This window comes from Leptospira dzoumogneensis (genome assembly GCF_004770895.1).
GTDB classification, from domain to species: Bacteria; Spirochaetota; Leptospiria; order Leptospirales; family Leptospiraceae; genus Leptospira_B; species Leptospira_B dzoumogneensis.
Genome location: NZ_RQHS01000001.1, coordinates 1 through 26569 on the forward strand (window position 1 = coordinate 1; position 26569 = coordinate 26569).

Annotated in this window: 23 protein-coding genes; 11 read left to right on the forward strand and 12 right to left on the reverse strand. The window is 40.9% G+C overall.

The genetic code is table 11. The annotated features are described in order from the left end of the window. Window positions 1-226: 226 nt before the first annotated feature. Entirely contained in the window at window positions 227-1141 is a 915-nt protein-coding gene (locus EHR06_RS00005; protein ID WP_135755139.1) for an NAD(P)/FAD-dependent oxidoreductase, read from the reverse strand. Window positions 1142-1290: 149 nt separating this feature from the next. On the opposite strand from EHR06_RS00005, the gene EHR06_RS00010 reads away from it, so the two are divergent. Next, entirely contained in the window at window positions 1291-2208 is a 918-nt protein-coding gene (locus tag EHR06_RS00010) for a LysR family transcriptional regulator (protein ID WP_135755140.1), read from the forward strand. An 11-nt stretch (window positions 2209-2219) separates the two neighbouring features. On the opposite strand, the gene EHR06_RS00015 is transcribed toward EHR06_RS00010, so the two are convergent. Further along, window positions 2220-3362, reverse strand: coding sequence for a TauD/TfdA family dioxygenase (locus tag EHR06_RS00015; RefSeq protein ID WP_135755141.1), 1143 nt, complete (start codon window positions 3360-3362; stop codon window positions 2220-2222). A 199-nt stretch (window positions 3363-3561) separates the two neighbouring features. On the opposite strand from EHR06_RS00015, the gene EHR06_RS00020 reads away from it, so the two are divergent. Together EHR06_RS00020 and lfb1 are read left to right on the forward strand one after the other, a co-directional pair. Further along, complete coding sequence (locus EHR06_RS00020; protein WP_135755142.1) at window positions 3562-6792, forward strand: acetyl-CoA carboxylase family protein; 3231 nt, start codon at window positions 3562-3564, stop codon at window positions 6790-6792. A 97-nt stretch (window positions 6793-6889) separates the two neighbouring features. Beyond that, window positions 6890-7249, forward strand: coding sequence for an LIC10280 family protein (lfb1, locus tag EHR06_RS00025; RefSeq protein WP_135755143.1), 360 nt, complete (start codon window positions 6890-6892; stop codon window positions 7247-7249). Between the two features lie 71 nt (window positions 7250-7320). Here lfb1 and EHR06_RS00030 read toward each other — a convergent pair whose 3' ends face one another. The 4 genes from EHR06_RS00030 to EHR06_RS00045 form a co-directional block, all read right to left on the reverse strand. Next, the gene (locus EHR06_RS00030; protein WP_135755144.1) at window positions 7321-8394 is read right to left on the reverse strand and encodes a sulfate/molybdate ABC transporter ATP-binding protein; all 1074 of its coding nucleotides are present in this window, start codon (window positions 8392-8394) and stop codon (window positions 7321-7323) included. A 9-nt stretch (window positions 8395-8403) separates the two neighbouring features. Beyond that, window positions 8404-9279: a sulfate ABC transporter permease subunit CysW gene (gene cysW / locus EHR06_RS00035; RefSeq protein WP_135755145.1), complete on the reverse strand. Its 876-nt coding sequence runs from the start codon at window positions 9277-9279 to the stop codon at window positions 8404-8406. After that, window positions 9276-10103: a sulfate ABC transporter permease subunit CysT gene (gene cysT, locus EHR06_RS00040; protein WP_135755146.1), complete on the reverse strand. Its 828-nt coding sequence runs from the start codon at window positions 10101-10103 to the stop codon at window positions 9276-9278. The genes cysW and cysT overlap by 4 nt, the downstream gene beginning before the upstream one ends. A 106-nt stretch (window positions 10104-10209) precedes the next feature. Continuing rightward, complete coding sequence (locus tag EHR06_RS00045; protein WP_135755147.1) at window positions 10210-11259, reverse strand: sulfate ABC transporter substrate-binding protein; 1050 nt, start codon at window positions 11257-11259, stop codon at window positions 10210-10212. A gap of 192 nt (window positions 11260-11451) precedes the next feature. On the opposite strand from EHR06_RS00045, the gene EHR06_RS00050 reads away from it, so the two are divergent. The 7 genes from EHR06_RS00050 to EHR06_RS00080 all read left to right on the forward strand — a co-directional run bounded on the left by EHR06_RS00050 (window position 11452) and on the right by EHR06_RS00080 (window position 19020). Then, entirely contained in the window at window positions 11452-13497 is a 2046-nt protein-coding gene (locus tag EHR06_RS00050; protein WP_244288444.1) for a PP2C family protein-serine/threonine phosphatase, read from the forward strand. Window positions 13498-13643: 146 nt separating this feature from the next. Continuing rightward, the gene (locus EHR06_RS19330) at window positions 13644-13778 is read left to right on the forward strand and encodes a hypothetical protein (RefSeq protein WP_008589440.1); all 135 of its coding nucleotides are present in this window, start codon (window positions 13644-13646) and stop codon (window positions 13776-13778) included. A 96-nt stretch (window positions 13779-13874) separates the two neighbouring features. Then, window positions 13875-16352, forward strand: coding sequence for a hypothetical protein (locus tag EHR06_RS00060; RefSeq protein ID WP_135755149.1), 2478 nt, complete (start codon window positions 13875-13877; stop codon window positions 16350-16352). Beyond that, the gene (locus EHR06_RS00065; RefSeq protein ID WP_135755294.1) at window positions 16352-17500 is read left to right on the forward strand and encodes a DUF445 family protein; all 1149 of its coding nucleotides are present in this window, start codon (window positions 16352-16354) and stop codon (window positions 17498-17500) included. The genes EHR06_RS00060 and EHR06_RS00065 overlap by 1 nt, the downstream gene beginning before the upstream one ends. Before the next feature lie 42 nt (window positions 17501-17542). Then, a complete protein-coding gene (locus EHR06_RS00070) occupies window positions 17543-17839 on the forward strand; it encodes a hypothetical protein (protein ID WP_135755150.1) in 297 nt (98 codons plus the stop codon). Continuing rightward, on the forward strand, window positions 17836-18183 hold the full coding sequence (locus tag EHR06_RS00075; RefSeq protein WP_135755151.1) for a hypothetical protein: 348 nt from the start codon (window positions 17836-17838) through the stop codon (window positions 18181-18183). Before EHR06_RS00070 ends, EHR06_RS00075 begins: the two co-directional genes overlap by 4 nt. Before the next feature lie 123 nt (window positions 18184-18306). Beyond that, window positions 18307-19020: a pirin family protein gene (locus EHR06_RS00080; RefSeq protein ID WP_135755152.1), complete on the forward strand. Its 714-nt coding sequence runs from the start codon at window positions 18307-18309 to the stop codon at window positions 19018-19020. 194 nt (window positions 19021-19214) lie between these two features. Here the strand turns inward: EHR06_RS00080 and EHR06_RS00085 are convergent, their stop codons facing one another. Further along, a complete protein-coding gene (locus EHR06_RS00085) occupies window positions 19215-20222 on the reverse strand; it encodes a S1C family serine protease (protein WP_135755153.1) in 1008 nt (335 codons plus the stop codon). Window positions 20223-20337: 115 nt separating this feature from the next. Further along, complete coding sequence (locus EHR06_RS00090) at window positions 20338-20649, reverse strand: putative quinol monooxygenase (RefSeq protein ID WP_008597036.1); 312 nt, start codon at window positions 20647-20649, stop codon at window positions 20338-20340. 82 nt (window positions 20650-20731) lie between these two features. Between EHR06_RS00090 and EHR06_RS00095 the strand changes: the two genes are divergently transcribed. After that, complete coding sequence (locus EHR06_RS00095; RefSeq protein WP_135755154.1) at window positions 20732-21649, forward strand: NAD(P)H-dependent flavin oxidoreductase; 918 nt, start codon at window positions 20732-20734, stop codon at window positions 21647-21649. Between the two features lie 48 nt (window positions 21650-21697). Here the strand turns inward: EHR06_RS00095 and EHR06_RS00100 are convergent, their stop codons facing one another. From EHR06_RS00100 to EHR06_RS00115, 4 genes are all read right to left on the reverse strand, one after another. Beyond that, entirely contained in the window at window positions 21698-21979 is a 282-nt protein-coding gene (locus EHR06_RS00100; RefSeq protein WP_135755155.1) for a hypothetical protein, read from the reverse strand. A 368-nt stretch (window positions 21980-22347) separates the two neighbouring features. Next, the gene (locus EHR06_RS00105) at window positions 22348-22986 is read right to left on the reverse strand and encodes an MXAN_6521/LA_1396 family lipoprotein (RefSeq protein WP_135755156.1); all 639 of its coding nucleotides are present in this window, start codon (window positions 22984-22986) and stop codon (window positions 22348-22350) included. Next, window positions 22983-25901 (reverse strand): MMPL family transporter, encoded by a 2919-nt coding sequence (locus EHR06_RS00110; RefSeq protein WP_135755157.1) that lies wholly within the window; start codon window positions 25899-25901, stop codon window positions 22983-22985. The genes EHR06_RS00105 and EHR06_RS00110 overlap by 4 nt, the downstream gene beginning before the upstream one ends. Then, window positions 25901-26485, reverse strand: a complete 585-nt coding sequence (locus tag EHR06_RS00115; RefSeq protein WP_135755158.1) for an ABC transporter substrate-binding protein — start codon at window positions 26483-26485, stop codon at window positions 25901-25903. The genes EHR06_RS00110 and EHR06_RS00115 overlap by 1 nt, the downstream gene beginning before the upstream one ends. Window positions 26486-26569: the final 84 nt, after the last annotated feature.

The following is a 26569-nucleotide window of genomic DNA, read 5'->3' on the forward strand; positions in this document are numbered from 1 at the left end:
TAGCTTCGTTAAAATAGGAATATTCAATGAACGTAAGAAAAAGGTATCTAGGATATTAAAAGTGTAACCCATGTCTCCGGTTTAAACTGTTACCTATGTCCCAGGTTTTTCAAGGTTCGGGTGGAGGAGGCGGGCTTGTGGGAGAAGCCTTTCCCCCCATACACTAAAATTCCCTATCTTGCAACTCCAATTTCCACCTATATCTCATGTTGGAATTCCTACAAAACTACTCCAATAATTTCTCGCTTAATAACTCATGAACTATACCTGCTCCTGCCATTCCTCCGGAAGCCGCGGCTAGTAAAACGGAATGTGCACCATTCGAGTTGTCTCCGCAGGCATAAACTCCATCTACACTCGTCTTTCCTCTTTCTCCAACTTTATAGAAGCCGAACTGATCCTTTTCGCAGCCAAGTTTTTCTCCGATTGTGGATTTTAAGTTAAAAGGGAAAGTTGGAAGTGCATAAAGACCGTCTCTCTCTATATTTTCACCGTTTTCAAAAGTAATAGCTTGGAGTTTTTCTCCTTCATACACAAAACCTGTGATCTTATCTTCTACGAAACGGATCTTCTTTCTCTCCAATAAGGTCCTCTGCTGTTCCTTGAATTCCGCTTTTCCATTCGTAAAAATAACCAAGTCGGATGCAAGATCGTATATAAGAGGAAGCATATAGAATAAAGTATCTCCGTTCCCGATCAGACCCAGCTTGGAACCTCTAACTTCGAATCCATGGCAATAGGGACAATGGAAGATCGATTTTCCCCAAAGCTCTTTATACCCGGGAACCGATAGATATTTGTCTTCTACCCCGTATGCAAGAATGACTTTTTTGAAATGAAGTAGTTTATCCGAGGATAATTTGGCCGCAAAACCCGATCCTGATCTTTCTACAGAGAGGACACTTCCTTCGAAAAAGCCGATCGTATTATATTTTTCTAAATCTTTTCTTACTAATTTTCTCCATTCTGCAGGATGGATCCCGTCTCTGGTCGGAAAATTATTTAAATGAGAAGAAGCTGCATTCCTAGGACGACTATCATCGCAGACTAGAGCGGTCCTGCTCATTCTTCCCAAAGCCAAGGCTGCGCTGAGTCCTGCAGGACCTCCGCCTATAATTAATACTTCATGATCGAATTTCATTTTTTCCTCCCTCAGGATCTTTAGATGATATTAATTATTTAAATTTTACCATCCTGAAAACTGTAAATACATTTGGTGAAAATTCGGGATTTTTTGGTTTTATTCCGAATTTAGTTGATTTATTGATACTTATTAGGTATCAATAATACATGGATTTATCTAAATTAAGATCTTTTATAGTCGTTGCCGAGGAATTGAATTTTAGGAAGAGCGCTGAAATTTTGGGAATGTCCCAGCCTCCTTTGACTAGATTGATTTCCTCTTTCGAAGAGGAACTTTCCACCAAATTATTCGAAAGATCTACAAGGCATGTAAAACTTACCGGAGCGGGAGTTCATCTACTGAAAGAAGGCAGAGAGATCATTGCAAAAGCGGAAAAAATAGAAAAAGAAGTCCGTTCTATCGGTAAACTCAAAGCAGGAGGGCTCAGTATCGGTTTTTCTACGACTACATTTATGGCGAGTCTGCCCCAGATCATTAATGAGTTCCAGGATCGTTTTCCCAGGATCAAACTACAGCTTCAACAGGAAACTAGGAACAGGATCATCAAAGGTCTAAAATCTGCTCAATTCGATATTTGTTTTTTAGAAGGAGAAGTCTCCGATCCTCGTTTAGAAAAACACCCGGTTCATGACGAGGTCCTCGGCGTGCTTGTTCCTAAAAAACATCCTCTTGCTAAAAGAGAAGAGATAGAATTTAAGGAATTAAAAGAAGAGACAGTCATCTTGCATCCTAAAAAAGATTCGGGAAGTTTTTACGATACCATCTCCCAACTTTTTAAACAAAGCGGGATCAAACCAAAAGTATATATAAAGAATGAAAGAGAAAGTTGTCCGATCTTGGTTGCCACAGGAAAAGGAGTTTCTTTAACGATTTTAGGCGCACAGAATTTTGCGCCTGCAGATACTAAATTTGTTCCGATCAAACAATTGTATTTGCCCGTTTCCGTTTTTTATGTTCCGGAAAATCAAAACCCTTCTTTAAGAACTTTTTTAAGTTTTGTATCCGAAAGTAGTTTTATCAAAAACAAACATGCGGAATGCCTTATGGACGTAATGAGGCTTTAACTTTCGATTTCCTATTCCGTCCAAGCGACTTGGATCTCTCTTGGGCCCACAAACGGAAGCCTTCCGTGAGAAACCGAATAGTTGTCTATATAAAGAATATCATCCTTCTGCCAGGAGAAAATTTGGATATTCTTCCAGAATACACCTATGATCGTTTTGATATCTTTATTAGAAATTTCTGATCCATCCCCGTAGGTAGCGTGAACATCCAGATCCTCAGATTTGCTGAATCCTTTTTTGATGGCAGTCAGTAAGTTTAAGATCAGATAAACTCCGAATCCTCTAAAGGTTTTTTGTCTTTTGAAAACATATTCGTATTCTAATCTCGGAGAATCTATATGAAACGTTTGACTGTGATTATGCCAGGCTTTTGATCCTGAGATCGGATGTTTTCTGACCCCTACTTGAGAATTAATTAATCTTAATTTATTTCCGGGCAGCCATTCATGTTCGAAATCCTGTTTTTTTATCTCCTTCTCCGCTTCTTTTTTATCCGCCGTTTTGAACATTTCGCTCCAAGGTTTCGTTTTCCAAAGACTATAACGGGAAGCTCCCGGACCGTCATAATGACGAATGTATCTGATCCCTTGCTTTTCCACTTTGTCCGAGATATGAGAAGGCATTTCTCTCAAAACGGTTCTTAGATCCGTGATAGGAGTTTCTCCGTTTTTGGAAGGAGCAAGTTTTGCATAAAAGAAAAGTTTTTTAGGAGGTTTATTTAAGAAGCTCATCTCTGCATGCTGCATGATCGGATAAGCGGATGGAAGTTCACTCGCAGTATGAACAAACTTTGTCTTTTTATCTCTGGGAGAAGTTCCCAAATATGCTTCCGAAAGATTGTGATCCAAACCCAAAGCAACCTTCTCGAAATTTTCGGAAGAACCTATATTAAAACCTCTGAATAGAATCGCGCCATAGATCAACAGATCTCTTTGTACTTCCTTATGGTTCTTTTTGATCCAATCGGTTAGATATTTTAGGTCCGCTTTTTCCGGAGAAGAAGGAGAATAAACGATAGGAAGATTCAGACCTTTGATCAGATTTTTGGAAATTTCTTCCGAAGTTTTGGAAGGCCTAATTTTCTTTTTTTCTGCAACTTTTTTGACCAGTGCCTTCTTTTTCCCTGAAGTTCTAACAAGACTAGTAGCGGACATATTGATTCTCCCTAAAAACCATATCAATAAAACGGTCTTCCGGTTTCGATTTGTATATCTAATATATTGGAATAAAAATCGCTATTATGGATAATGATTTATGCGAATGTGCAGTTAATTGTACATTCGTTTAAAATTTGTAGATGGCTTGGAAACTGGATCGACTTGGAGACTTTTCTCACAAAACTTCCTCCAACTTATGAAATTATCCAAATTATTAATCGCAAATCGGGGAGAAGTTTCCATCCGAATTGCAAGAGCTGCCTCAGCGTTGGGAGTTCCTACCATCTCCATATATTCCGAAGATGATTCCAATTCCAGGCATAGATTGGCGACTGATATATCAGTTCCTCTCAAAGGAAGAGGAGCAAAAGTTTATTTGGATCAGGAAGAGATACTTTCTATCGCACTCAGAGAAGGTTGTGATTCTATCCATCCAGGTTATGGATTTTTAAGTGAGAATACTGACTTCGCAAAAAGATGCGAGGATTCTAAGATCAATTTTATAGGCCCTGATCCTAAGACCTTAGAGATCTTAGGAGATAAATTAAAGGCGGTCCTGCTCGCGGAATCCTTAGGAGTTCCTACCTTGCCGGGATTTCGCAAGGTAATCGATCTAAAAGAAGCAAAAGAGTTCTATTCCAAAAACGGAATATTTCTTTTAAAAGCGATCGCTGGAGGAGGTGGAAGAGGGATCCGGATCATAAACAATATAGAAGAATTAGGAACAAAGTTCAAAACTTGCTCGGAAGAAGCATTACATTCATTCGGAAATCCTAATTTATACGCCGAAAAATATCTACCGATCGCAAGACATGTAGAGGTCCAGGTTTTGGGAGACGGTTCCGGTAAGGTCTTGCATTTTTGGGACAGGGATTGTTCTCTACAAAGAAAAAATCAAAAGTTACTCGAGATTGCGCCTGCTCCTTTTTTAGATCCAAAAATCCGGGAAAAAATAATCTCTTATTCTTTGAAAATTGCTTCTCATCTTTCTTATAGAAGTTTAGGCACTTTCGAATATTTGATCAGCCCTGATTTGGAGATCTATTTTATAGAATCCAATCCAAGACTGCAGGTAGAACATACGATTACCGAAGAGATTACTGGAGTAGATCTAGTGGAAGCCCAGTTGGAGATCGCTTCCGGAAAATCGTTCCAAGAGATCGGATTGGATCAGAAAAATATAGAATTCCCAAAAGGTTATGCGATCCAGATCAGAATTAACTCCGAAACCTGGGACCAAAAAGGAGAGATCATTCCTTCTTCCGGAAAAATAAAAGTATTCGAGCCAAGTTCCGGTCCAGGGATCAGAGTGGACAGTTCCGCATATTCGGGTTATGAGGTCGGCCCTAATTTTGATTCTTTACTCGCAAAATTAATCGTTCATTCTAAACATTCCGAATTTTCTAAACTCATTCATTCCGCTTACCGTGCATTATCCGAATTCAGGATAGAAGGTATTAAAACGAATCTTGCTCTTCTTCTGAACGTATTCAAAAGGAAAGAACTGGGAACATATTCTATTTGGACAAAGTTCATAGAAGAGAATATTCCCGAGCTTCTATCTTCTACGGAACATAAAAAATATAATTTCGATCAGGGAACGCAAGATAGTTTAGAAAATCATAAAATAAAAGAAGATATTCCGGAAGGACTGATCTCTTTTCATTCGCCCATGACCGGAAGTCTTGTGGAAATATATTCGAGAGAAGGGGAAACAATTCGGAAAGGAGAAAAGGTCGCTCTACTTTCTTCCATGAAGATGGAACATCTTTTACATTCCGAGACTACCGGAATTATAGAAAAAGTTTTGATAGAGCCCGGAAAAATTATCTCGGAAGGAGAAGCAGTCATTTGGATCCGACCGGAAGATTTGGAACATTCTTCTTTTCATCATTCGGAAGAAATCGATCCGGATCGAATTCGTCCGGACCTGAAAGAAGTTTTAGATCGTTTACTTTTGAATGAAGATATTTCCAGGCCACAGGCCGTTTCCAAACGCCATAAAAGAGGACAAAGGACTGCAAGGGAGAATGTGGCGGATCTTTGCGATCCGGGAAGTTTTGTAGAATACGGAAGTATGGCGATTGCAGCCCAGAGAAGAAGAAGGTCTCTGGAAGAATTGATCAAACTGAGTCCTGCAGACGGGCTCATCGCCGGTCTTGGTACAGTGAATGCCGAACTATTTGCGCCTCACGTATCAAGAGTTTCTGTATTAGCTTATGATTATACGGTTTTTATGGGAACCCAAGGAGCAATAGGTCATAAAAAGACGGACCGGTTTTTGGAAATGGTAGAAAGCCAGAAACTTCCCATTGTGTTTTTTACGGAAGGAGGAGGAGGGCGTCCAGGAGAAGTGGATGTGCCTGCAGTTGCAGGTTTGGATCTGCATACTTTTCGAAAATACGCCGGCCTAAAAGGAAAAAGTCTTAGGATCGCAATTGCTGCAGGCAGATGTTTTGCGGGAAATGCAGCATTATTCGGTGCAAGCGATATTAGGATCGCAACAGAAGATTCTAATATAGGAATGGGCGGCCCTGTGATGGTCAAAGGTGGAGGCCTTGGTAACTTCTCCGCAGAAGAAATCGGTCCTGCGGAGATACAAACAAAAAACGGAGTAATCGATATATTAGTAAAAAATGAAGAAGAGGCCGTATTTATCGCAAAAAAGGCCATTTCCTATTTTCAGGGAAATATCAGAAAATTCGAATATAAGGATCAAAAAATCCTCCGGACCCTAATTCCGGAAAACCGTTTGAGATCGTATGATATTCGTTCCGTGATCTCTTCTCTGTCGGATACCGATTCCGTTCTGGAATTTAAAAAGGATTTTGCAAAAGGGATCGTAACTTCTCTCATTCGAATAGAGGGAAGACCGCTCGGACTTATCGCGAATAATCCGACTCATTTAGGCGGGGCAATCGATGCGGAAGGAGCGGAGAAGGCTTCCGAGTTCGCTGAATTCTGCGATCTGAATAAACTTCCTATATTATTTCTTTGTGATACACCCGGTTTTATGGTGGGACCGGAAGCGGAAAAGAAAGGTTTAGTCCGTAAAGCGGCAAAACTTTTCGAAGCAGGCGCTTCTTTACAGGTTCCCGTATTTACTATCGTTCTCAGAAAAGGATATGGTTTGGGAGCGATGGCTATGGCTGCAGGTAGTTTTCATTCTCCAGTATTCACAATCTCCTGGCCAACCGGAGAATTCGGTGCAATGGGTATAGAAGGAGAAATTAGAACTGGATACCAAAAGGAACTCGCAGAAATAAAAGATTGGAAAGAGAGACAAATTTTGTTCGAACGTTTGGTTTCCGAGGCGTATGAAAGAGGCAAGGCGATCAATATGGCTTCCTATTTGGAAATAGACGCAGTAATAGACCCTGAAGAATCCAGAAAATGGATCTTGAGGGGTTATGATTCCTGCATTTAGAGAGATTCCAGTTGGAAATAAATGTTTTCTAAACTCGCATAAAAATCTTGATTAGATCCGGATCTATGTTTTCATTTTGCCCTCACCGGAGGTATTCATGTTTAGAAGTCCTAAAGCTAAAATTATAGCTTTATTTACCGTGATCGCTTTAACCGTTTCCTTCTCTTACTTGAACGCTCAGTCTTTGAACGTTTATGGAACGTATAAAGTGACAGGTACAAATCCAGACGGAAGTAAATATAGAGGAAGTGTTACAGTCACTTTAAACGAGGATGGGTCTTATAATTTCCAATGGTCCGTGGGAAATAGTTTCTCCGGAACAGGCTCATTGAGCGGGAACACTTTAACGGTGGATTGGGGTGATACTTATCCGGTGATCTACACGGTTAAAAGTGGGGGAAGTAGATTGGAAGGTACTTGGGGAAATGGAACAGGTACTGAAATCCTTTCCAAATAAGATCTATTAAACCGAAAAATCCCCGTGATAAGCGGGGATTTTCCTTATTATTCTTTTCTAATTCTTTCCGACTAGATCGAAAAATCTTCCATATATTCCACATATACTTTGGCTTTTTTGATCCTGAGATAAACCGTTTCACCAGGAAGTAAGTTTAATTCTTTAAAACTGGATTGGTCTAATAAGGACTCGATTAAAGTCCCTGAATCTAAACGTTTTAATTCTATTCTTACATTTCTGCCAGTAGAATGGATGTATTGGATCTCTGCAGGAATTCCTTGGGTAGAAGTTCTGGAAATTTCCACATCATAAGGTCTAACGTATGCAACTCCTTTTTTATCCACCACGTCCGAATGTTCCGGAGTCGCTACATCTATATCGCCAATCTTTGCGGTCCCTTCATGGATCCTTCCGTGGAAAAGGTTTACATCTCCTAAAAAGTGGAAAACGAAAGGTGTTTTAGGCTTATTGTACACTTCGTCAGGAGTGCCGATCTGTTCTATTTTACCGGATCTTAATATTACGATCGAGTCGCTGACTTCTAACGCTTCTTCCTGGTCATGGGTTACGAATACGCTTGTGATATGGATCTCGTCGTGAAGTCTTCTGAGCCAGGTGCGTAATTCTTTCCTTACTTTCGCGTCTAAGGCACCGAAAGGTTCGTCCAAAAGTAAAAACTTAGGTTCTATCGCTAATGCTCTTGCTAAGGCCACCCTTTGTCTTTGTCCTCCGGATAATTCGAAAGGAAATCTTGCATGGAAATTTTCCAACTGTACCAATTTCAAAAGTTGGAATACTTTCTCTTGGATCTCTTCTTTAGAAGGTCTTGTGGACCTTGGACGAACTTTTAGACCGAATGCGATATTTTCAAAAATCGTCATGTGACGGAAAAGAGCATAATGTTGGAATACGAATCCTACTCCTCTGTCTTTTGAACTTTTGGATTTGGATCTTTCTCCGTTGAATAATACTTCTCCTTCGTCCGGAGTATCTAGGCCTGCTATGATCCTAAGAAGTGTGGTCTTACCGCTTCCGGAAGGGCCTAGTAACGCTACTAGATTTCCGTCAGGGATTGTTAGGTCCACTTGGTCCAAGGCTTGGAATTTTCCGAATCGTTTGCTTACATTTCGAATTTCAATAGACATTCTATTCTCCTAGGATTTGGAAACCTGAACATTTTCTTTTCCGAGACCGGTTGTTTCCGGGATCTCTATTTCTTCTTTGCGATGAAGATTTTTTTCTAAGATCGTTTTTAAAAGCAGGGTCAACAAAGAGAGAAATACAAGCACCGATGCGGCGGAAAATGCTCCGACCGAGTTGTATTCATTGTATAACATTTCAATCTGTAGTGGAAGGGTATTCGTCTTTCCACGGATATGTCCGGATAATACGGAAACCGCTCCGAATTCTCCCATGGCTCTCGCATTACAAAGTATAAGTCCGTATAAGAGTCCCCATTTGATATTAGGGATGATAATTTTGATGAATGTTTGGTAGAGAGAAGCTCCGAGTAAAATACCCGCTTCCTCTTCTTCTTTTCCCTGGCTTTGCATGAGAGGGATGAGTTCTCTTGCGACAAATGGAAGTGTGATGAATACTGTTGCGATCACAAGACCGGGAGTATTGAATACGATCTTAATATTCCACTCTTCTAATATATCTCCCATCCATCCTTGTTTTCCGAATAATAATAGGAAGATCAGTCCGGAAATTACAGGAGAGACTGCAAAAGGAGAATCTATGATCGTCAGCAGAATATTTTTGCCCGGAAATTCGAATCTGGTCAATAGAAATGCGGCAACTAGTCCGAATGCAGTGTTCAAAGGAACCGCGATACCTGCTACTTTCAATGTCATTAACATCGCAGAGATCGTATCGCTGTCCTGTAACCCTTGTAGATAAGCTTCCCATCCTTGTGCGAATGCTTCTAAAAAAACTACTGTGATCGGCAGGATTAGAATGATGAATGCAAGAACTAAGACCGAAAAGATCAAAGCCAAGCGGATCCAAACGGATTCTGTTTCTTTCATCCAAGTCTCCTAGAGGCTCTGTTTTGCAGATAGTTGATCCCGAACATGATCGTAAATGAAAGGACTAACATCAATACTGCAATCCCGGTCGCTTTTGCATATTCGTACTGCTCTAATTTGGTAACTATGAGTAACGGAAGAATTTCAGTTTTACCGGGAAGGTTTCCTGAGATAAAAACAACCGATCCATATTCACCGATCCCTCTTGCAAACGCCATACTGGTTCCTGCAAGTAGGGAAGGTATCAATTCAGGTAAGATTACCCTTGTAAAGGTTTGGAATCTGCTAGCTCCTAAACAATATGCGCTTTCTTCCAATTCTTTTGGAAGATCTTCTAAGATAGGCTGGACCGTTCTGACAACGAAAGGAAATCCGATAAAGACTAAAGCGATAACGATCCCGATCGGAGTGTATGCGATCTTGATCCCGTAAGGTGTCAGATATTTTCCGATAAAACCGTTAGGAGCATAGATTGTGGTAAGTGCGATCCCCGCGACTGCAGTGGGAAGAGTGAATGGAAGATCCACAAGTGAATCTAAGATTTTTTTGCCAGGGAAATCATAACGAACCAAAACCCAGGCGAATAAAAATCCAACGAATAGATTGATGATGGCTGCAACTCCACCGGCCCCGAAGCTTAAATATAAGGCCTGCTGGATACGATCCTCTGAAAAAACTTCCCAGAGACCTGAAACGCCTAAGGTAGCGGATTTAAAAAATAATGCGGATAATGGAATGATGACTAGAAGACTAAGGTAGAAGACTGTAAGTCCTAAGGACAGACCAAAGCTTGTTTTAGAATAGGGACGAAAAATTAGCTTCAAACGGGAAACCCTTTCTAGTCGATTCTTGAGAAACGCCCTATTTCGTCAAACCAAGAGCCGCCCTGAGGCGGCTCCCTTTAATAAATGGTTCGGTTGGAGTTCCTAATTACTTCTTTGCTTCGCCATAGATGGAGTCGAAAAGTCCGCCGTCAGCGAAATGTTTTTTATGAGCTGCTGCCCAGGAACCTTCTATACTTCTTACATCGAATAATTGAAGTTTAGGGAATTTAGCAACATTCGCTTTTAGAATAGCCGCATCATTCGGGCGGAAGAAATGTTTTGCGACGATTTCCTGGCCTTCTTTAGTGTATAAAAATTCCAAGTAAGCTTTCGCTACTTCGGTAGTTCCTTTTTTAGCAGCCACTTTTTCAACGAGCGCTACAGGAGTTTCCGCAAGGATACTTGTACTTGGATAAACCACTTCGAATTGAGCCGTTCCACCGTTCGCTTTTCTGGATTCGGATAGAGCAAGTTCCGCTTCATTTTCCCAAGCAAGGAGAACATCACCTATTCCTCTTTGAACGAAAGTAGTAGTGGATCCTCTTGCACCTGTATCCAGAACGGAAGTGTTCTTATAAAGGTTCTTTACGAATTCAGTAGCAGCTTCTTCCGTTTTATATTTTTTCTTAGCGAATCCCCAAGCAGCTAAATAATTCCAACGAGCTCCACCGGAAGTTTTAGGGTTTGGTGTGATCACTCCGATCCCCGGTTTTACGATATCATCCCAATCTTTGATCGCTTTAGGATTTCCTTTTCTCACTAAAAAAACGATGGTAGAGTAATAAGGAGTAGAATGGTTCGGAAATGCCTTCTCCCAATCTTTGGAAACGGATCCGCTGTTCGTAACGATACTATCGATATCATACGCGAGTGCAAGAGTTACCACATCCGCTTCTAATCCGTCGATCACGGCTCTAGCTTGTTTTCCGGATCCACCGTGGGATTGTTGGATGGTTAGGTTTTTGCCGGACTTCTTCTTCCAAGCTTCTACGAACTTTTTGTTAATTTCTTCATAAAGTTCCCGGGTTGGGTCGAAAGAAACGTTTAATAGGGTGTCATCCGCATATGCGGATAAGGAAAAAATACTGGTTAATGCTAGAATACCGATTCCTTTGGCAATTGACCGCAGTACAGAATGATTAGATTTTACTTTCATAAGGTTCACTTTTACGTCCCTTCCGACGATAACTCGGAATTTTTATCCAATAAATTGGATATTTATCTGTTATAGTCGGATTGGCCTTCTTTTTGTCAAGAAGGGTTTTATATTTTAGAACATTTTTTTCCTATTTTGAACGCTTTTTTGATTCTATCCCTCAGACTTCGGTTTAAAGCGGATTTCCTAAAAATGAAAAAGGCCTTCTCTATTTTAATTCCGGTATTTCTTTCATTCTCCTTCTCCGGATGTTCCGAATCTTTTACAAACATAGAACATCCTTCTATCGTTCAGGGAGTACTCGAGTTAAAGAATTATGATCTGGAAGAACAAGGGCCCATTCTACTTTCCGGGCTTTGGAAATTCAGATGGTTGTATTGGAAAAGTTCAGGATTAGAGAGCCAGAACTCCTACGAGATAGTCAGTGTACCTTCTTCTTGGAACGGAAAGAACGGATCCAGGCTGGGAGAAGGTTACGGGACCTATGAACTCGCACTTAAACTAAATCGAAATTACGGAGAGCTTGCGTTTATCTTACAAGAGCAAAGTTCTTCCTATTTCTTGTATGTGAACGGCAAACTATTAGCTTCCTGCGGAGAAGTTGAATTTCCTTCTTCTTCCGATATAACCATCTTCGAAGTCAAACCTGCTTGGTGTAATAAGCTCGTGAAATTCACTCCTGACGGAGAAGAGTTGAAGATCGATATGCAGATCGCAAATCGGGACCATAGACTGGGAGGATTTTGGGCGCCCATCCGATTCGGAACTTCTTCCAGTATGGAAAAAACCTGGAATGCGGAAAGATTTTTGGATCTATTCCTAGCGGGAGGACTTTTCTGTATAGGCCTATTAAATCTGATCTATGCAGTTGTGAGAAGGGGAGAGGCAGCCTCCCTATATTTCGGGACTTATTGTCTTATCATGGCTACAAGGGGTCTATTTTCCGGAACTAGGATCATTTCAGAATATCTTGATTTTCTAAAGTACCATCATTATGTAAGAATAGAATACGTTACATTCTACCTTGCAATCCCTGTTTTTTTAAGTTATATACTCTCCGTTTTTCCAAGAGAATTAAAAAGGATCCTGGTGGATCTAGTATGGTGGATCGCTATCGGTGCCTGCATTGTGGTCTTAGTATTCCCTGTCAGAATATTCACGTTCACAATTACGATCTATTATCTGGTCGCATTCCTTGCAGGAACACTCGGATTATTTTCACTTACTAAAGCTTCTTTAAGAAGAAGAAAAGGTGCACTCATTATCCTAGCCGGCTTCGTATTCGTCTATGCTGCAATGATCCATGACATCTTATACGCGACTTTCTATTTGGATACAGGATATTTTACAAATATTGGTGCGTTCGTATTTATAATAGCTCAATCTGTATTCTTATCTATTAGAAGTTCTGAAAGTTTGGACAGACTTTTGGATCTTTCCAGAAATTTGGAAAGAAGGGTAGAAGAAAGGACCAAACAGCTCAGAAATGCTCTCCGTCTCATCCAAAATGATCTGAATGTTGCAAGAGAGATCCAAAAGGGACTCTTAAATCTGGAAGATGCCGCTGAAAAAAAGATAGGGCGGATCAAATTCGGGATTTTACATAAACCTTTGGCGGAAGTAGGAGGAGATCTTTACGATATAGCCGAACTTCCAAGCGGCAAAATACGTATCTTTTTAGCGGATGCGACAGGTCACGGGATACAGGCGGCACTCATTACGATACTGATCCGAAGTGTTTATGAGGATCTAAGATTAAAAGAAGAAAGTCCGGGAAAACTTCTCTCGGCGATCGGCTCTCAGTTCCATGGCAAGTACGGAAATGTGTCCACATTCTTCTCCGCATCCATTTTAGAAATTTCTCCCGATGGAAAAAAACTGACTCTTTCTTTAGCAGGATCTCCTCCGGTTTTGGTCCAAACAAAAGATGAAGAGCATATAATCGAATGCGAAAATCCGTTAGTGGGTCTTCTGGAAAATTTCAATTTCGAAGATAAGGAGATCCAACTCACTCCGGGTTTTAGGATACTTTGTTTTACGGACGGACTCACCGAATCTTCCAGGCTGCCTGGAGATTTTTACGGAATAGAAAGAGTATTGGCTTCAGTCCGAACCGGAGACTCTCAAAGTTTAGAAGAATTATTAAGCGGCATCCAAGAAGATCTATTCAGATTTTTAGGAAGTTCGGAACCTAAGGACGATATACTAGTCTTGGGAATAGAAGACCAACGTTCCTAAGCCGTTAAAACATTTATTCTTTCGGAAAACTTGGATCGTTTTCTAGTTTTATTGTATTCGACCCCGAAAATCATGGTTAGAGAGAAGGTGAACGGGTCCATACTTTTAAGAGTGGATCCCGAAATCGTTACCTTGTAGAGGACCCTATGGCATTCAAGCTCGACGGGGCAAAATTCCCCACCTTGGAAGAGTTGATTACGGCTCTGTATCCATTGTATGCGGACAAGATGAGCGAAGCTGAATTTAGAAAGTACGTTCAAGAGAATGTAAAAGAGGAATAGTATTCCTCTTTTTGCCCCGATCCCTCGGGGCGAATCCTTTCCGTATAAAGTCCTCTTTTGCTTGTCAATTCCAGGGGTTTTCCTTACCCTCTCGGCATGCCTTTTTTTCAGAAAAAATGGAGACTTGCTCCGGCTTGGCGAAGGCCATTATTACTTCTCGCCTCATTCTTAGTTCTTATTATCAAATTTAGATTCTTATTCAGCGAGGACACTCTTTCGGGTTGGAGCCTTCATGCCCAAACCCATTTGGCGGAAATTTACGATTCATTTTTGGATAACGGCCAATCACTCGGCTATGATAGCCGCTGGTTTTCAGGGATGCCGGTATTTTACTTCCAGCCCCCATTCTTCTATTTTATGGTCGCTGTCCTTCATAAGACGGTGTTCTTCTGGTCTTCACTTTCTCTTTCCTTCAATATAGGAGTGCTTCTTTCTATATTACTTTTTACGTATGCGTTTATTAAGTTCAGCCTCTTGCTCCTAAGTGAGACTAACCATAGGGCGAACACCGTGATGCTCGCGATGTCCGGGCTTTTATTCTTCTTCTTATGTGCGGGAGAGGAGCCGTTCGGACTTTCCTTAGTGGGACTATTCAGCGGTTCAGTGACCGGATTTTTCGGATTGGGATGGAGTTTATTAGGTTTTTATTATTTAGAAAAATACAGGACTACCGGAAAATTATCCTCTCTTTCCAAATATCTGGTGGTTAGCGCTTGCGTTTATTATTCCGATCTTCCTTCTTCTTTATTTTATCTGATCTCTCTTTTGATCTATTTTTTATTTTTAGGAGAAGAGCTTGGGAAAAGGGCATTCTCCATCGCATTCTTCCTTCCACTTCTTGTTGCCACGCCTGTTTGGTGGAATTTTCTGAAATATTCTTCCTACCGCGCGGAAACTTTCCCGATGGATACGACTCCAGGTCTAATCTCCATTTTAGGTTCCGAAGCATTGAGACCGATTTGGGAAGGAAGCGGGGTGATTGCCTTCTTATGGAATTTTATCATAGGACTGCATTGGACACAGGTAGTATTCCCTGCTTTGTTCCTATTAGGAATTCGTTCTATTCTAAAACGTAAAATTTTTCCTCCTGCATCCAGATTCGTATTCTTTGCGAGTTTGATCTTTTATTGGATCGGAGTGGATACTTCTCTTTCTAAGTTTTTTCCTGGTCTAGGATTTCCTTGGTATAGAGCATTAGATCTTTCTTTATTATTCTTAACTCTTTCCGGACTGGAAACTGCGGTCCATTTATTAAAGAACAAAACTTCTTCTTTGGCCGCTCAATATTCAGTAGCAGCACTTCTATTTTTTGCATTAGTAAGATTTTTCTTATGGCATCCCGAATTGGAATGGAAGGAGAATACTACATTCTTAAAAGACAGCTTCTCCGCTATGGAGATGAAAGATGTAGAAGTCGCACTTTCGGAACTTCCTAAAGATTCTAAAATTTTTCCGGAAATAGATTCTCATAGAAAATGGGGAGACAGTCCTTTTACTTTAGGTCTATTGATCAGAAGGGCAGGTCATCGAAATCTACTCGGAATGGAAGCGGATGCATCTTTGACTTCTCTTGCTCTTCAACCTTATTTGAGTCGTTATCTTCCTTGGACTGCTTGGAAAAAGAATCCAGGTTACGAAGAGGAACTTTCTTTGGAAGACGCAGGCATAGGTTTACACCGATTTTTGCAGGCGAACGGAACTTCTTATATTATAGGCTCCACTGAAAAACTTTATAAAATTTTAAAATTGAATCCCGCTCGTTTCGAATTACTAAAGGGCTGGGTAAACAGAGAAGGACTACGTACAAATGATTCTCCTTCCGAAACTTACGAGAAAGAATTGGAGAATAAATCTTTCTTATTTCTATTCAAGGTAAAAGATCCGGGGGCGGATATTGCCGTTCTGACGGAAAAACCTTGGGGAGTTGCGGATTATAAGGAACTGAGCGGAGGAAAATCACTTCGTCCAAAAAGATTCTTATATAATACGAACGAAGCGATCCTGCACGAAGGATTAGATGCCGGGATCGTATTCGCTCGGATCGGCAGAAAAGAGATAGAGGCAGTCGGTCCAAACTATAACAAATGGTTCCAAGGCCTGTTGGTTTTAAATGTCCCTAAAGAAGACATAGCTTGGAAGGACGAATTCAAATCCAAATACGGAGATCTGTCTTTTTCGGATAGGAATGAATTTTTAGGAAGATTTTTCCCGGTAAAAGAAAAACCTAAAGAGCCTGTATTATTACCTGAACTTCCGATACTGCCTCGTATTTTTTCGGATGAAGAAGTTTTTGCAGGTCCTGAAATTTCTTCCTTAGGAAAACCGGAACAATCTGCATTAGAAAATCATAATTGTAAACTTATTCGAAGATCTTTTTTTCCTAGTTGGGAAGATGCGGAAGGAGGGATCCTATTCCAAACCCAAAGGAACGAAATTTTGGTCTGTTCTCAAAAACAGAATTCTGATCTGAAATTTTCGAAAGGGAATTCGATCTTCTTAACCATTATTCTTTTCCTTCTGCCTGCATTTTTCATATTCTCGTCCTTTGTGAAAGGAAGGTGGTTTTTCCGTTGATCGTTCCGTACGGCAACAAACCGTACTCTAAACTTCAGTTCGTTTCGAATTCACTTTTAGTGTTATTCGGAAGTATTCTTCTTTTGGGGCTCTGGCAAAAATGGAGCCTCTTTATTTGGGGAAATATTTTTATACATGGCTTAGAAGGTGGATTGGTCGGAGCAATCTGTGATTGGTTTGCAGTTTGGAAAACCTACAAGGCGGTAGAATCGGAAAGTGAAACGATCGCGGAAGAGATCGGTCACTGGGTATCTTCCGATCTGATCAGCGAACATAAACTAAAATCCTACCTGGACGGGATTTTAGATGAACCGGAAAATATCCAAGCGATCAGGGAACTCTTGGATACACATCTAAAAGGTGAAAAAGAAGTCAGAGAATTCCTGAATCTGATCTGGGATAAAATAGAAGAAGATATAGTATTATATGTTTCTAATTTTAAATTCTCCGGCGCTGATAAACAGATCTTACATGAATTAAATAGCCGCAAGGAGATACTTTCCACTGTTCGATTTTTAGTGGGAGAAACCTTGATGAAAGTTTCGGATCATCAAGATTTCGGAGAAAGGGTCCAACGGATCACAAAAGGACTTTCATTTCTCGCAAAACCTTTGATCTGGCTTATCGATCCGCAGAAAAGGATCAAAGAATTCGGAGAAGGTCTGAAGGAAGGAAAAGATTTCGAATCGGAAGAAGAGGAAGTACTATTCGAATTATATTCCATATTTTCGGAATGTGCGGAGTTATACATAGGTTCCTGGAACGAATTGCCTGTCGAGAGAAGAGAAGAAGCCGTCCGTGCCTTGGCGGATTTCGGCAGAGAACAATTGAATCGACTCATCAGCGAAGTAGTTCTCGCTCATAAGGAAGAAATTTCCAGACTGGAAAATTTGAGAGAATACGGACCGATCCGCTCCTTCTTGGAATTCTTAAGTTCTAAAACGAATGAGTCCGTTTCCGAATATGTGGGAGAACAAATCTCTAAAGGGCTGAAATTATTGGAGCCCAAACAATTTAGGGAAAATTTAGAACTGAAAACCAGAAGAGTTTTGGAGAAGATCCGCATCAACGGAAGTTTATTAGGTTTTTTAGTTGGATCTGCAATAGGATGTGTCGTCTTATTATTCGAAGGAAAATTAGGATTATAAACTCTTGCATAATTTGCAGGTTATTGTTTAGTATTCAAGATCATGGAACTAAAGCGGATCTATATTCTTCTACTCTGTGTAGTATTTAGCGGATGTTATTCTAAGACTATCTTCTTCTTCCAGAACATCCGGATGAGACCTCTTCCTCCTCAGGTAGAGCAAAGTTTATATAAACAGAATGAAAAGGGATGTAATGAGAATATCCGTAATATCCTAAAAAGAATTCCTGAAAAAAATCCTACTGCTACTCATATCAGGGATCTGGAGATCTTCCAATATGACCAAGGAATGTTCGATACATGTTATCGGCTCTATTATGGTTTGGAGATCTCTCAATGAAAGTTTTACGATTTGGGACCTTCTTCCTTTTTTTAATTTTATTCTCATACTGCAGCGGCGCTGAAACAATGATCTACCGTGTGGAAAGGATCATACCTGCAAAAGAAAGACCTGTCTTCTCTCCTAAAAGAGTAGAGGGAGAAGATTGTGTTGTCCAAATTTTTCCTTTTATGTTCGCGAGATATGTTCCTGACTTACAAAGCGCATACAACCATGCGATCGAAAAGGCTCCACCAGGAACTCAATCACTTGCATACGGAGAAGTTTATACAAAAGGTTTGTATCTTCCTCCTATCTTTTTATTTCGTTGTATCGTAGTATCCGGGACTCCAAGCTTCGATTAAGGTTCGAAATTAATTTATAGCTAGCTCAGTTTTAAATTTTCGCGAAATACTTTAAATTTGAACTATCTAAGACAGGGTCTGTCTAAAAGTTAATAAGCCCCGAAAAGGGGAAAGGAGATAAAAATGGAAGCGGTAGTTCATAAGGCAAACACGAGAGGAAGAGTGGATTTCGGTTGGTTGAAATCGAATCATACATTTTCTTTCGGAAGCTATATGAATCCGGAAAGGATCAGATTCGGTTCTTTGCGTGTATTGAACGACGATATCGTTGCCCCGGGCAGAGGTTTCGATCCGCATCCTCACCAAGATATGGAAATCATCTCTATACCGATCAAAGGTGCTTTGGAACATAAAGACAGTATCGGAACTTCTGGAGTGATCACCTCCGGAGAAGTGCAGGTAATGTCTGCAGGAACAGGGATCGTTCACTCGGAGTACAATCATTCCGAAATGGATCCTGTGAACTTCTTACAGATTTGGGTGATACCTGATAAAAGAGGTGCACAACCTAGATACGACCAAAGGAGATTCCTTCCGGAAGATAGAAAGAATCGATTCCAAGTGGTGGTATCTCCTAAAGAATCCGCGGAAGGCCTTTGGATCAACCAAAACGCATGGTTCTCTTTAGGGAACGCAGAAGCGGGGAAGGAGCTGCAATACGAGTCCAGGAATAAGAACGGTGGAGTTTACGCTTTTCTAATATCAGGAAAAGTGAATATTAACGGGACCGAACTTTCCACTCGGGATGGGGCGGGTTTTCCAAGAACGGACCTTCTGAAAGTAAACGCTTTGGAAGATTCTGAACTTCTTTTAATGGATGTTCCTGAAATCCAGTAAGGAGCCGCTGAGTTTAGGGAGGGGCACAGAGTTAAAAGAGACGCCGAGATTAGGCACGCAGAGGCGCAAAGTCGCAGAGAGTTTTTAGAAAGGAAATCGAAAAATCTCTTTTGACAATCAATTGGAAATTATCCTCTGCGTCTCGGCGGCTCTGCGTGCGAAAAACGCTGCGGCTCTATTCTTCTCTGCGCCTCTTACTTTAGTTCCCCGGGTTCGATGAAGAAACTTCTGATGGACCCGTCTCTTAATAAACGAATTCCCAATTTTTTACCGATCGAAGTTTCATCCAGGATCTTATGAAGATCATCGATCGTGTGGATCTCTTTCTCATCCAGGCTTATGATCAGATCCCCATTTCGGATCCCCGCGCGATCCGCAGGAGAGCCCGGTTCTAAAGATAAGACCAAGATCCCGGATCCAGAGTCTATCTTGTTCAGGGTTTTGGTGAATGTTGGTATTTTTTGGTTTTGGCCTGCGATGCCTAGGTATCCTCTTTTGACTGCGCCGTTCGTGATTAGACGAGTGATCACATATTCTGCAGTATTTGAGGCCACTGCAAAACAGATCCCTTGGGCAGGTAGAATGATCGCAGTATTGATACCTACAATTCTTCCTTGGAAGTCCACTAATGGTCCTCCTGAATTTCCAGGATTTAAGGCGGCGTCCGTTTGGATCACATTGTCTATCAGACGTCCATTACGGGATCTTAATGTTCTTCCGAGTGCGCTTACCACTCCCGCTGTGACTGTGGACTCGAATCCGTATGGATTTCCGATTGCCACCACCAATTGTCCTACTCTTAGTTTTTTGGAGTCCGTGAAGGTTGAATGAGGAAATAATCCTCCATGAACTTTTAGGACTGCAACATCCGTGTGAGGGTCGTTTCCTACAAGTTCCGCTTCTTTACTGGAACCGTCTGCAAGGTTTGCCTTTATTTTAACTGCGCCATCTACCACATGGCTATTGGTTGCTATAAATCCGTCAGGTGTGAGGAAAAATCCGGAACCGCTTCCACCTTCTCCTTTTTTGTTTGTGACTTGTAGATGAACTACGCTTGGGCCGACAGAGTCGACCGCGTGTATCACGGATTTGGAATAGGCGTCTAAAATTTCCGCCTCATTCGGTCCATGATGATCTTTGGGATGAGAGTTATGCCCGAGAGAAGAAATAAAATCCGCGCTTGTATTTGTGAATAGTACCATAATATTTTTGGACTCCGTGTCCAAAAATAAAGTCCCTAAAAGAGCGGAAATCGGTTTAGAAAAAATGAACTTTCTTTAAACAGACCGACCTTGTTGCTCAAAGCTTATATTTTAATTATTTTTTCCAATCTTCAGGCTTTGGGGATACGGGTTTATAATAAACAGTGGTAGTTCCTTGGGAAAACATTTCAGGCACTGTCCTTCTCCAATTCACAAAATGAGGGGTTTCCAGATGAGACTTACGTTTGGATTCGCTTTCATAAGCTTCTATGATCAGAAATCTGCCTTCGTCTCCATCGTTTTGTAGTAGATCGAATCTAAGAACACCGTTCTCTTTGAGAGATTCTTTGGAAAGTTCACTGCTGATTTCCTGAAATTCTTGGATCCTTTCCGGAAGTATTTTGTAAGAAGAGACTGTAACGATCATAGTCCCCAGTTTCAATATCCGATTTTCTTCTGCCAGAAAAAAAAGATAGATGGAATCCGATTAGAATGAAAGCTTTCCTCTTATGAAAATAAAAACTCCCGTAACGGAGATGCTTGGAATCGATCTGCCCATTATCGGGGCTCCCATGTTTCTCGTTTCATATCCTGATCTAGTTGTTGCAGTTTCCGAAGCCGGAGGCCTTGGAACATTCCCCTCTCAAAACTACAGAACTGTAGAAGAATTAAGAAGAGGTTTGGAAGATATCCGATCCAGGACCAAAAAACCGATCGGCGTGAACTTAATTTTACATAAGGCTCATAATCCTAACTGGGCAAAACATTTAGAAATACTTTTAGAATTCAAAGTAGAATTGATCATCACCAGTTTGGGAAGCCCTCGTTCCATTATCAACGAGGCGAAATCAGTAGGTACAAAAGTTTTCTGTGACGTAACTACATTAAGACATGCGAATCTAGTCGCTAAGTCCGGAGCGGACGCTTTAGTTGCGGTTGCTCAAGGTGCCGGTGGACATGCTGGAAATATTTCTCCTTTCAGTTTATTCCCATATCTTAAAAAAGAGATAGGTCTTCCTGTTCTTGCAGCGGGTGCGATCAGCGGTGGAGCACAAATGGCTGCTGCAATGTCCTTAGGAGCGGATGCAGTTTATATCGGAACAAGACTGATAGCTACTAAAGAGGCTGCTGCTTCTCAAGAATATAAAGAGATGATCGTTCAGTCCGCACCGGAAGAGATCATCTATACAGAAAAAATTTCGGGGATCCCCGCGAACTGGCTGAAACGTTCCGTAGAAAAAGCGGGAGATAATTTCCATAATGAAGGAAGCACCGATATAGACCAGGAATTCAAACGTTGGAGAGATATTTGGTCTGCAGGACACGGAGTGGCTCAGATCGATTCCATTATTCCTGCGGGAGACGTTATAAAAGGTATGGCTGCGGAATACTCGGATATCGTAAATAAGCTCCCTAAACTAGTTTAATATTTTAGAATATTCTAAACCCCCGGTCCCGGGGGTTTTTTGTAAATTTTACTTTTTATCCGAAAAACTTACGGGGATTAGGTGGAATACACCGAATACAAAAACCTGAGCTGCATCCGCGATCTTGAATCCGCCTCTGTCTCCTGCGCGAAAGGAATAGATCCCAACTTCTAAAATATGGATCCCTAAGATCACCCAGCCTAGAGTGAGAATGATCCCATCTAAACTTGGATGTAAATTTACGAGTTGTACGATTCCGCTCAATACTCCCAACCATAAAAGCCAAAATGCAGCTGTGGAAGCCTTGGATATATTATTTACTAAATTCATTCTTTTCCTCTCGAAAAATCGATTCCGAGTATAGCAATTGATACAGAGGTTTTGGTCAAGAAGAAGTTTGGAGATACAGGAATGGACTCACGTAGAGACCAGGAGCCTCTAAGGGTTTTTATTTTTAAAAAACAATGTTCGCTATTTAAAAATGGAACAGAGTTTCTTTGAGTTGGAAACTGCCGCTAAGATGAACTTGGAATGAAAATTCCGAGGAAAACTTGCTTATGAATTGCGAATATGATGATTTTATGATATAGGGAGCCAGGGGTTTCCCACTGACCCGCCTCCACCACCCGAACCTGGGTGGGGGCCGCCTTTTGCCATTAGGGCCCTGAACGTAGAATCCGATTTCCGGTCACTACTCTTCAGGCGCCGGATTCTACTTCTATCTTCTCGTCTTGCTCTGTTTCGTTTAATACAGGGCTTGCGATTTTGTCCAATAGAGACTTTAGAATATCATAATATGGAAACACCTTAGGACCGACCGATTTTCCGAATTTGTTCTCGTAACTGGTCCTAAGTGTGGCTTCTTCATCTCCTCCCATAAAGTAAGAAGAAGAGGCATTTCCTTCCCAAAGGATTTCCTTGGTATCACATTTTTGGATCTGTGCTTGGATGGAAATTTTGATCCCGTCGGAAGACGGACCGAATGTAGCAGGGCTCAACCAAACTAAAAAGGACGGTGTGGACCCTTTCAAAGTTTCCTCTAATTTAAGTGTAAGGACTCCTTGTGATTTTCCGACCGGGAATTTACAGTTTTGGTTTTTACTGGATGGGTCCGGATAAACGATAAATTCCTTATGATGGGCGAGTTCTTGTTCCGCCATGGATTTTACCAAGCTTGCCTCAACCTTGTCCACTTTCGAACTGGAATCGATCGCTACAGTCAGTCTTTTAAATCTGTCCAGAGAAGATTCAAAATTAGGTGCGATCCTAATTTGTTTCACCGCACAATTGGCGAATGAAGTAGAAATTAAAAATAGAAGTATAAGTTTGGATCTCATTTTTTCTTTCCGGTTTTCTTTTTAGGAGCCGCCTTTTTCTTAGCGGCTTTTTTGGCCTTAGGAATAGGAGAAGTTTCCTCTATTACAAATTTGGAAACTGTTGTTTCTGGACCTTCGTCCTCCTCCGGTCCTAAACCCAACGGCACTGCTTCGTCTTCTTCCTGTTTGCGGCTTCTATATGCTAATTCTAAAATTGCAGGAAGTAGAGTAAGAGCGATCAGTAGACAAGCGGCAATACCGATTGTTGCTACTTTTCCGATGGAATGTAGGCCTCTTTGATTCGCAAGAAGTAGTGCACTCCATCCTACCAAAGTGGTCAATGTGGATGCGATCACTGCAGGACCGACCATTGCCATTGCTTTTACTATATCATGATCTTCTCTGAATCTATAATAGATATAGATGCCGTTCTGTATCCCGTATCCTATGATGACCGGAAATACCAGAACATTCATAAAATTTAATTTAAGATCTATGATCGCCATGAGTCCCACGGTGACCAAGAGTCCGAGTAGAAGAGGGATCAAGGAAAGTAGCGCTGGTAAGAATGCCCTATAGAATAGTATCAGGACTATGATCACAAGCACTAAGGTGATAAAGAATGCGGCAACTCCTTCTCTTTTTACGATCATGATGAGCTGAGCAAACAACATCAAACTTCCTGCCGTATCCGTTTGGAATGTATAAGATCTTGCCTGGGCAATATCCTTATAAGGCCTATGCTCCAAGATGGTATCTACTGTTCCCGGCAGGATCTTTATGGAGAGAAGTTTTTCTTTAGAGTAAGTATTCAGTGCGTTTAATAGAATTTTATTTTCCGCAGGAGAATAATTCTCTTTGGTTGGATCTATCTCGGATTCTTTTTGAGTTCCAGTGGAGTAAAGGATCGCATTCAAGGTCCTTCTGGAAATTTTAGGAACTTCTAATCTGCCGATTGCGGCAAAAAATTCCAATAATTTTCCACCATGCCATAAGGCTACCTTAGGATATAGGAATAATAAATGTCCTTTGGATTTGGAGCCTGCAACTTCTTTGAACTGAGAGGAAAAATAATCCGGAACCGCAGTGTAATCGTAAGGTTTAATGGATAAGAACAACTTTGCCTTAGGCAAATATTTTCTCTGCTCAGGCTTTAAGAAGGAAGCTTTTACAGGCTTCATATCTTTAGCAAGTTGGTCCAAAACTTTACGGTTTTCTAATTGTTGAGAATAAGGAGGAACAAAATTCCAAAGAGAAACCACCTGGTCCACGGAACCGGCAATCGACTCAGGGACAGGATTTAAGTAATCGAATACAGCTTCCGATTCTTCCAGACTTTTTACTACGATTGCTTGAGGATCGGAGGAAATATCGAAACGATCCGCTATCTCATCATATAAGTTTACGGATTCCAGATTTTCCACTAAAAGGTTTCTTCCGTTCACATCGAATTGTACTTTTGGGGCAAAAACTCCAAAGAGTAAAACGAGAATTAAGACACTTATCGATAGGATCCCGGGCCTAGAATAAAATTTTCTTAATAAACCGGAAGGTGTTTGTTGTTCCTCATTTAATAGGAAAGCTTTAGATAGGGAAGGGAACCACTTTAAAAGCAGGGCTATCTGTAATGCTGTAACTCCATACATTGCGATTGAGATCAGAATGATCCCGTAAGTTGCGATAATCCCGAACTCGCTGAATCCTCTGAATTCGGAGAATGAAAGAACTACGAATGCGGAAGTAGTGGTCAACGCGGAACTAAAAGATGCGATCCCCGTATGATAGATAGTATCTTTGATCGCTCTTACTATATCTTGTTTTTTAGTAAATTCTTCTCTGAACCTGTATAAAAATTGGATCCCATAGTCTATTCCTAGACCCATCAGAATGGAGCCGATAATACTAGTGATACTATTCAATTGTCCTATGACAAGACCGGTCAATCCGAATGTCATGAGTAATCCGCTGAGCAGGGAGAACAGAAGGATCACTATAAAAAGTGGATTACGGAAAAATAATAAAAGTAGAAGTCCTATTCCTAAGAAGGAAGCGATCCCGATAGGTTTTAACGCTTTCAACAAGGTCTCATAGTCGTCTTGGTTGAGTTTGTAAGCTCCGGTATAACCGGCGTAAATTCCGTCTTCTTCTATCCCTAAAGTTTTTACTAAACCTTGGACTTTTGTATCTATTTTTTCCAAGAACTCGATGTCCACAAAGGAGCCGGTAGGCTTGATGAGGACGATCAACATTCCTTTTTCGGGAGAAATATTATATTCGTCGAATATATCTCTTTTAGCGAGTTTCTGGTATTTGGAGATGATATCGGTGAAGTCAGGATTATATTCTTCGTTGGTAAGTTTGATGAAGAATGGATTTGCTTTTTCTATTTCGTCGTCTATCTTACGTTTTACTCTTTTTCGGATCTCCTTTAGATCTTCCGTTTTTAAGAATAAAGGTAGTCTGTCCTGTAAAAAGGATACATTATATCTATAAGAAACATAACGAACTAATTCTTTGTCTTTTAGAACTTCTGTCGCAAGTTTATCGGAAGCTTTTTTAAGTGCGATCTCTCTGCCTTTATAATAAGAGACATTCTTACGTTTTGCCTCGTCTGCCAGTTCTAATTCTTTTTTCTGGGTTTCTGGATCACCATTACGTTTGGCTTGGAATGCCTTAGTAAGATGTTCCGTCATTCCCTTATCGTCTTTGAATTTAAGAGCTACAGTGTAAAATCCGCTTCCACCGATCATTTCGATCACACGTTTTGTTTGGACAACGGACGGGTTATCCGAAGGAAGAAGCTGCAGATTATCGCTGTTAATGGAAAGTCTGGTGGCTAAAAAACCGGAAATAACCAGGAAGATAAATAGGATTGCGGAAGAAGCGGCCGGTTTGGTTAATACCAACTCGGTCGCTTTAGAAAGAAATTTTCTCATCAGTTCTTAGCTGCTTTTTGTATTAGGGAGATTGTTCCCTTGATTCCGTTTTTCTTAATAGACGGCTCTATGTTTTTAGTGCGGTTGATCTCTGTAGCGAGTTTACCTTCTGTCTCGAAATCGCTGATGTACCAAGCTCCTTCTGATTCGGAAAGTATCCATGCAAACTTGATCTGATCGGAACCCTTATAAAGAATGGAAGAACCGATCCTGGCTTGTTTACCGTTTACGGCAGGTTTGTCGTAAGTGATGTCGATCTTATCAAAATATTTTAATGCGATCGGAAATGCTTTGTTTATAATATACTCGGAGATCGCTTCTTCGAATTCTTTTCTTTCCGCTGCGGAAACTTTATGATCACCGATGAGTTTTTCGGAAAATTTTCCTACATGGATCAAAGCTATGGCCTTGTCATTCTTCTTATAACGGATAAAGCCGATCAATTTTTTAACGGCGGATAACGTCTGCTCGTCTGCCGAAATTTCGGGAGAAGTGGTTTGGGTTTCGTTAGTAGTTTGGGGATCCTGGGCATAAAGAAAACCCGAGGAAAGTAAACAAAACAATAAAATTTGAAATAGTTTCACAGATATTACCTAAGGAAGGATCGATCCGGAAATTTTACAATCAGGTAAAAACAGACTGCATACTGGCCGGACAAATTTACAGTA

What these genes read in the sequence shown, in the direction of transcription:
- EHR06_RS00005 (WP_135755139.1), bottom strand. Translation starts at nt 1,141, where the DNA reads ATGAAATTCGATCATGAAGTATTAATTATAGGCGGAGGTCCTGCAGGA.
- EHR06_RS00010 (WP_135755140.1), top strand. Translation starts at nt 1,291, where the DNA reads ATGGATTTATCTAAATTAAGATCTTTTATAGTCGTTGCCGAGGAATTG.
- EHR06_RS00015 (WP_135755141.1), bottom strand. Translation starts at nt 3,362, where the DNA reads ATGTCCGCTACTAGTCTTGTTAGAACTTCAGGGAAAAAGAAGGCACTG.
- EHR06_RS00020 (WP_135755142.1), top strand. Translation starts at nt 3,562, where the DNA reads ATGAAATTATCCAAATTATTAATCGCAAATCGGGGAGAAGTTTCCATC.
- lfb1 (WP_135755143.1), top strand. Translation starts at nt 6,890, where the DNA reads ATGTTTAGAAGTCCTAAAGCTAAAATTATAGCTTTATTTACCGTGATC.
- EHR06_RS00030 (WP_135755144.1), bottom strand. Translation starts at nt 8,394, where the DNA reads ATGTCTATTGAAATTCGAAATGTAAGCAAACGATTCGGAAAATTCCAA.
- cysW (WP_135755145.1), bottom strand. Translation starts at nt 9,279, where the DNA reads ATGAAAGAAACAGAATCCGTTTGGATCCGCTTGGCTTTGATCTTTTCG.
- EHR06_RS00045 (WP_135755147.1), bottom strand. Translation starts at nt 11,259, where the DNA reads ATGAAAGTAAAATCTAATCATTCTGTACTGCGGTCAATTGCCAAAGGA.
- EHR06_RS00050 (WP_244288444.1), top strand. Translation starts at nt 11,452, where the DNA reads ATGAAAAAGGCCTTCTCTATTTTAATTCCGGTATTTCTTTCATTCTCC.
- EHR06_RS19330 (WP_008589440.1), top strand. Translation starts at nt 13,644, where the DNA reads ATGGCATTCAAGCTCGACGGGGCAAAATTCCCCACCTTGGAAGAGTTG.
- EHR06_RS00060 (WP_135755149.1), top strand. Translation starts at nt 13,875, where the DNA reads ATGCCTTTTTTTCAGAAAAAATGGAGACTTGCTCCGGCTTGGCGAAGG.
- EHR06_RS00070 (WP_135755150.1), top strand. Translation starts at nt 17,543, where the DNA reads ATGGAACTAAAGCGGATCTATATTCTTCTACTCTGTGTAGTATTTAGC.
- EHR06_RS00075 (WP_135755151.1), top strand. Translation starts at nt 17,836, where the DNA reads ATGAAAGTTTTACGATTTGGGACCTTCTTCCTTTTTTTAATTTTATTC.
- EHR06_RS00080 (WP_135755152.1), top strand. Translation starts at nt 18,307, where the DNA reads ATGGAAGCGGTAGTTCATAAGGCAAACACGAGAGGAAGAGTGGATTTC.
- EHR06_RS00085 (WP_135755153.1), bottom strand. Translation starts at nt 20,222, where the DNA reads ATGGTACTATTCACAAATACAAGCGCGGATTTTATTTCTTCTCTCGGG.
- EHR06_RS00090 (WP_008597036.1), bottom strand. Translation starts at nt 20,649, where the DNA reads ATGATCGTTACAGTCTCTTCTTACAAAATACTTCCGGAAAGGATCCAA.
- EHR06_RS00095 (WP_135755154.1), top strand. Translation starts at nt 20,732, where the DNA reads ATGAAAATAAAAACTCCCGTAACGGAGATGCTTGGAATCGATCTGCCC.
- EHR06_RS00100 (WP_135755155.1), bottom strand. Translation starts at nt 21,979, where the DNA reads ATGAATTTAGTAAATAATATATCCAAGGCTTCCACAGCTGCATTTTGG.
- EHR06_RS00105 (WP_135755156.1), bottom strand. Translation starts at nt 22,986, where the DNA reads ATGAGATCCAAACTTATACTTCTATTTTTAATTTCTACTTCATTCGCC.
- EHR06_RS00110 (WP_135755157.1), bottom strand. Translation starts at nt 25,901, where the DNA reads ATGAGAAAATTTCTTTCTAAAGCGACCGAGTTGGTATTAACCAAACCG.